At 66.6% G+C, this 4,745-nt stretch carries 7 protein-coding genes; 4 read left to right on the top strand and 3 right to left on the bottom strand.

Annotated features, from left to right (window positions below; all coding sequences use genetic code 11):
* Positions 1–379, bottom strand: a 379-nt coding sequence (locus tag Q7T84_RS07365) for a TauD/TfdA family dioxygenase (RefSeq protein ID WP_304807255.1), incomplete at its 3' end; no start/stop codon positions are given.
* A gap of 66 nt (positions 380–445) precedes the next feature.
* On the bottom strand, positions 446–832 hold the full coding sequence (locus Q7T84_RS07360; RefSeq protein WP_304807253.1) for a VOC family protein: 387 nt from the start codon (positions 830–832) through the stop codon (positions 446–448).
* 74 nt (positions 833–906) lie between these two features.
* Here Q7T84_RS07360 and Q7T84_RS07355 point away from each other — a divergent pair, with 74 nt between their 5' ends.
* Positions 907–2,271: an amidohydrolase family protein gene (locus Q7T84_RS07355; RefSeq protein WP_304807251.1), complete on the top strand. Its 1,365-nt coding sequence runs from the start codon at positions 907–909 to the stop codon at positions 2,269–2,271.
* Between the two features lie 72 nt (positions 2,272–2,343).
* Positions 2,344–2,772 carry a DUF805 domain-containing protein gene (locus Q7T84_RS07350; protein WP_304807249.1) on the top strand — a complete coding sequence of 143 codons (429 nt, stop codon included), beginning with the start codon at positions 2,344–2,346 and terminating at the stop codon, positions 2,770–2,772.
* Here Q7T84_RS07350 and chpT read toward each other — a convergent pair.
* Positions 2,769–3,512, bottom strand: a complete 744-nt coding sequence (gene chpT, locus Q7T84_RS07345) for a histidine phosphotransferase ChpT (RefSeq protein ID WP_304807247.1) — start codon at positions 3,510–3,512, stop codon at positions 2,769–2,771. The two genes, Q7T84_RS07350 and chpT, sit on opposite strands and share 4 nt — an antisense overlap.
* On the opposite strand from chpT, the gene Q7T84_RS07340 reads away from it, so the two are divergent.
* On the top strand, positions 3,511–3,708 hold the full coding sequence (locus Q7T84_RS07340; RefSeq protein ID WP_304807245.1) for a DUF3553 domain-containing protein: 198 nt from the start codon (positions 3,511–3,513) through the stop codon (positions 3,706–3,708). The genes chpT and Q7T84_RS07340 overlap by 2 nt on opposite strands.
* On the top strand, positions 3,705–4,466 hold the full coding sequence (cysQ, locus tag Q7T84_RS07335) for a 3'(2'),5'-bisphosphate nucleotidase CysQ (RefSeq protein ID WP_304807243.1): 762 nt from the start codon (positions 3,705–3,707) through the stop codon (positions 4,464–4,466). Before Q7T84_RS07340 ends, cysQ begins: the two co-directional genes overlap by 4 nt.
* Positions 4,467–4,745 lie beyond the last annotated feature (279 nt).

The following is a 4,745-nucleotide window of genomic DNA, read 5'->3' as shown; positions in this document are numbered from 1 at the left end:
GGGTGTCGCCGCCCCACTCCGGAATCTCGACCGCATAGAGAATCGAGGCGATGGAAGGGCTCTCCAGGAAGCTCATGTCCGAATGCCAGCCGCCGCCGAAGTTCACACGGTCCTCCGGCTCCTTGACGATCTCCATCACCTCGGGGTGGCGCTCCATGCCAGCGACATAGGGATGGATGTTCAGCGGCCCGAACCGGCGCGCGAAGGCCAATTGCTGCTCAGGCGACAAATGCTGGTCGCGGAAGAACACCACCTGATGTTGGACAAAGGCCTGGCGGATCTGCGCGATCACCTCGTCCGGGAGGTCGGCGCCGAGATCGACCCCGGAAATCTCCGCGCCCAGGGCGCCGGCCACCTTGCGGATCGTCAGAGTGGACATCGTCTCATCTCCCTTGGCTGGCCCCGATGAAACATCGCATCGGCGCAAAGGGCGAGTCAGAAGGTCTCATTTCGGTTGCAGCAAATCCCAGCGGTTTCCGTAAAGGTCCTCGAACACCGCCACCGTGGCGTAGGCCTCGCGGCGCGGTTCCTCTTGGAACCTCACCCCCGCGGCGCTCATTCGGGCGTGATCGCGGTCAAAATCGTCGGTGTGCAGGAAAAACCCGACCCGCCCGCCGGTCTGGTCGCCAATCCGCGCCGTCTGCGCCGGCCCGGAGGCCTTCGCCAGCAGCAGTCCGGCCTGCGACCCTGGCGGCGTCACCACCACCCAGCGTTTACCGCCCCCCATGTCGTCGTCGCGGCTGAGGGCGAAGCCAAGCTTGCCGACATAAAAGTCGATCGCCTCGTCGTAGTCGGCGACGACGAGCGCCGTGAGCGCGAGATTCTGGTTCATTCGGTCACCGTTGTGGTCTGGACGGCTCAGCTTCCCAAGGTAGAGTGCGCCGCATATTTTAGGGGGAGTTTTTCATGCGTATCGTTCCGGCTTCAATCGCCGCCGCCGTTCTCGGCATGGCCGCGGTCAGCCCAGTGCTGGCCCAAACCGCCGCGCCAGCCAAGATTTCGGTCATTCACGCCGGCGCGTTGCTGGACAAGCCGGGCCAGGCGCCACGCGGCGCCTCGACCATCGTGGTTCGTAACGGCAAGATCGAATCCGTCCGCGACGGTTTCGTGACCCCCGAGGCGGCCGGCGTCGCCGGAGCCCCCGTGCTCGACCTGCGCGACCAGTTCGTGCTGCCGGGCCTGATCGACATGCACGTCCACATCTTCAGCGACGACGACAAGATGCGCGGCCGCATCGAGGCCCCGAACCGCGACTACGAAGACAATATGGTCGTCGGCATCGACAACGCCCGCCGCACCCTGGAAGCCGGCTTCACCACCATTCGCGACCTGGGCAGCGACATCCACGCCGTCACCGCCCTGCGCGACGGGATCAATTCCGGCCTGCTGACCGGCCCGACCATCGTTCCGGCCGGACGGATGATCTCCATCAATGGCGGCCATGGCGACGGCTCGAACAACCTGAACCGCGAACTGGCCCACATCGCCCACGAGAACTCGGAGAACCTCTGCGCCGGCGCCGACGACTGCCGCCGCGCCGTGCGCTCGCAGATTTCGCAAGGCGCCGAGGTGATCAAGTTCGGCGCGACCGGCGGGGTGCTGTCCAACGTCGCCGGCGGCCTGGGCCAACAGCTCTTCGACGACGAAATGAAAGCCATCGTCGACACCGCGCACATGTTCGGCCGCAAGGTCGCCGCCCACGCCCATGGCAAGGAAGGCATCGACGCCGCCCTGCGCGCGGGCGTCGATTCCATCGAACACGCGACCTATACCGACGAGGCCACCCTGGCCCTGTTCAAGAAGACCGGCGCCTATCTGGTGCCGACCATGCTCGCGCCCCAGGCGGCGGTGAACCAAGGCCGCGCCGGATCGCGCTCGGCTAACTCGCTCGCCAAGGCCGAGGAAGCCAACAAGGTCGCCTTCGCCAACCACATCCTGCAGTACAAATCCGGCGTGAAGATCGCCTTCGGCACCGACACCGGCGTCTCGGCCCACGGCGACAACGCCCAGGAGTTCAAGCTGATGGTCGACGCCGGCATGAGCCCGGCCGACGCGATCAAGACGGCCACGGTCAACGCCGCCGACCTGCTCGGCCGCTCCTCGACCTTGGGCACCCTGGAGCCAGGCAAGGACGCCGACATGGTCGCCGTCGCCAAGAGCCCGCTCAGCGATGTCACCCAGCTGGAGCGCCCGACCTTCGTCATGCATCGCGGCGTGGTCGCCAAGCAGAACGGCCAACGCCAGGCCTTCCCGCCCAACGTCAATCCGTAAGCAGTACGCGCGATAGTTGTCATCGAGCCCAACTAGGCTAGGTTTCTCTGAAATCTGGCTTGGGAGGGCTCGATGGAACTGATGTTTCAACCGATCCGCAAATATGCGGACTTCTCGGGACGCGCGCGCCGCAAGGAGTTCTGGCTCTTCGCGCTATTGGTGTTGTTGATCGAGATCGTCTTCATGGCGTTGCTCAGCGCCGTGGGCGGCCAGGATCTGCTCATGGGCTACCCCGCCTCGGCGAATGTGCCGATGAACGGGGCGGTCATGGCGGTGGCGCTAGCCCATTTCGCGGTGATGCTGGCGCTGCTGGTCCCCAGCCTCGCCGTCACCTTCCGCCGCTTGCACGACACCAACCGCAAGGGATGGTGGATACTGATCAGCTTCATCCCGCTGATCGGCGCGCTGGTGCTGTTTGTCTTCTACCTGCTGGACGGCACGCCGGGTCCCAACCGCTTCGGCCCGGACCCCAAGCAGCGCAGCGAACTCCAGCCTTCCTAGGCCGGAACCGTCGCGGCGAAGGTCACGCGCTCATCTCCGACGTCGGCGAAAATCCGGCCGCCGGCGTCCTTGGTGAACAGGTGGACATAGTAGGCCTGCACCCAATGGCCGTGGAGGCCATCGCCCAGCGGTTCGCCCGCCAGGCCGCGCAAGACTTCAGGACGGAGCCGCGCCCGGGGGCCGACGGCCTCCACGGCGATGGCGATCGAGGCGCCCTCGGCGACGGCGCGGATGGTGGCGGTTCCGCCGGTCGGCAGGGCCGCCCCGCCCATCTGGGCCAAGTTCATCAACAGCCGCGCGGCAGGTTTGTTCACCGCATTGGCCTCCACTTGCCAGTCGAGCTGGGCGCGCATGTGGTTGAAGACGCCCAAGGTCAGCTTGTTCAGCTCGCGCGGATCGAAGGTTTCGGCCGAGGCCGAGGCGCCGAACGCCACCCGTGTGAACGACAGCAGGTCGGTCAGCTTGCGCGCCGAACCCGCGATCAGGTTCATCGCGTCTTCCTTCATGTCCTGGGCGCTGGGATCGTCCAGCAGGTCCAGGCCCGAGACGATGGCGCTGGCCGGACTGATGAAGTCGTGACACATGCGCGCGGCCAAAAAGGCCGCCACCTCCGCGGTGCGCGGCAGGGCCGGAATTTCCGGGTTCGTCTCGGGGGTGCTGTCGCCGTCCATCATCGTGCGGAACTTGGCCTGATTTGGCGCTTTGGCAAACGCGCCCCAGCACTCTAAGGAACCGGGCATGAGCAGTCCCAACCCCTTTCTCGAGCCCGGCGTTCTGGTCAGGCATCCGAGCCAGGACGATTGGGGCCTGGGCCAGGTGCAGACGGTGGCGGGACACAAGGTGACGGTGAACTTCGAGAACGCGGGCAAACAGGTGATCGACGCCAACGTCGTGCGCCTGACTTTCATCGGCGACGATCCGCGAGGCGCCCGATGAACCGCGACATCGGCGCCGCCCTGGCCGACATTTGCGAAGAGGCCAGCGCCCTGATCCTACCCTTGTGGCGCACCGGCCTGACGGTGTTCTCCAAGGCCGACGAGAGCCCGGTGACCGAAGCCGACCGCCGGGGCGAGATCCTGATCGTCGAGCGCCTGACCGCGCAGTTCCCAGACATCCCGATCGTCTCGGAGGAAGACGCCAGCGAGTTCGGCACCCCCGACGCGATCGGCGATCGCTTCTTCCTGGTGGACCCGGTGGACGGGACGAAGGCCTTCGTCCGCGGAGACCCCAACTTCACCGTCAACATCGCGCTCATCGAGGACGGTCGGCCGGTGGCCGGCGCGGTCAGCGCGCCGCCGTCGGGGGAGACCTGGTACACCCACCGCGGCCAGGCGCTGAAGCGGACCAACGGCGGGCCCTCGGCGCCGGTGCGCGTGCGGCCCTGGCCGGACGGGGCGGCGATCGCCCTGATCAGCCACACCATGAAGGAAGAGACCGCGCAGAAGCTGGCCGACGAGTACGGCTTCCACCTGCGCGAGCCGATGGATTCCTCGATCAAGCTCTGCCGGATCGCCGAGGGCTCGGCCGACATCTATCCGCGGCACGGGCCGACGATGGAGTGGGACGTGGCCGCCGGCCATGCGGTGCTCGAAGCCGCGGGCGGCAGCTTCCGGACGCCCGAGGGCCAGGTCTTCGCCTACGGCAAGGCCGACGCCGGATTCCGCAACGGCTGGTTCGTGGCCCGCGGCGGCTAGGGTGAAGACTCACTCATCTAACTGAATTTATTTCTGAACGTCATGGCCCGGCTTGTCCGGGCCACCCATGATCGCCGCGTTGCAGGCGGGTCAACGGCGCCGCCACAGGTCGTTCTGCGCCATCCGGTGTTCATGGGTGGCCCGGACAAGCCGGGCGATGACGATCAAAGAGGAAATGACTGAGTCATCAGGCTAGGCCGGCCGGTCAGATCTGCTTGCCGATATTCCAGCTGTCGGCGGTCATCGCGGCCGGCGCCGCCGCGTCGATGGGCGCCTGCG

The organism is Phenylobacterium sp. (assembly GCF_030654915.1).
In the GTDB taxonomy this organism is placed as follows: domain Bacteria; phylum Pseudomonadota; class Alphaproteobacteria; order Caulobacterales; family Caulobacteraceae; genus Phenylobacterium.
This window is presented reverse-complemented; position numbering and strand designations above follow the sequence as displayed.

What these genes read in the sequence shown, in the direction of transcription:
- Q7T84_RS07355 (WP_304807251.1), top strand. Translation starts at nt 907, where the DNA reads ATGCGTATCGTTCCGGCTTCAATCGCCGCCGCCGTTCTCGGCATGGCC.
- Q7T84_RS07350 (WP_304807249.1), top strand. Translation starts at nt 2,344, where the DNA reads ATGGAACTGATGTTTCAACCGATCCGCAAATATGCGGACTTCTCGGGA.
- chpT (WP_304807247.1), bottom strand. Translation starts at nt 3,512, where the DNA reads ATGCCCGGTTCCTTAGAGTGCTGGGGCGCGTTTGCCAAAGCGCCAAAT.
- cysQ (WP_304807243.1), top strand. Translation starts at nt 3,705, where the DNA reads ATGAACCGCGACATCGGCGCCGCCCTGGCCGACATTTGCGAAGAGGCC.
- Q7T84_RS07340 (WP_304807245.1), top strand. Translation starts at nt 3,511, where the DNA reads ATGAGCAGTCCCAACCCCTTTCTCGAGCCCGGCGTTCTGGTCAGGCAT.
- Q7T84_RS07360 (WP_304807253.1), bottom strand. Translation starts at nt 832, where the DNA reads ATGAACCAGAATCTCGCGCTCACGGCGCTCGTCGTCGCCGACTACGAC.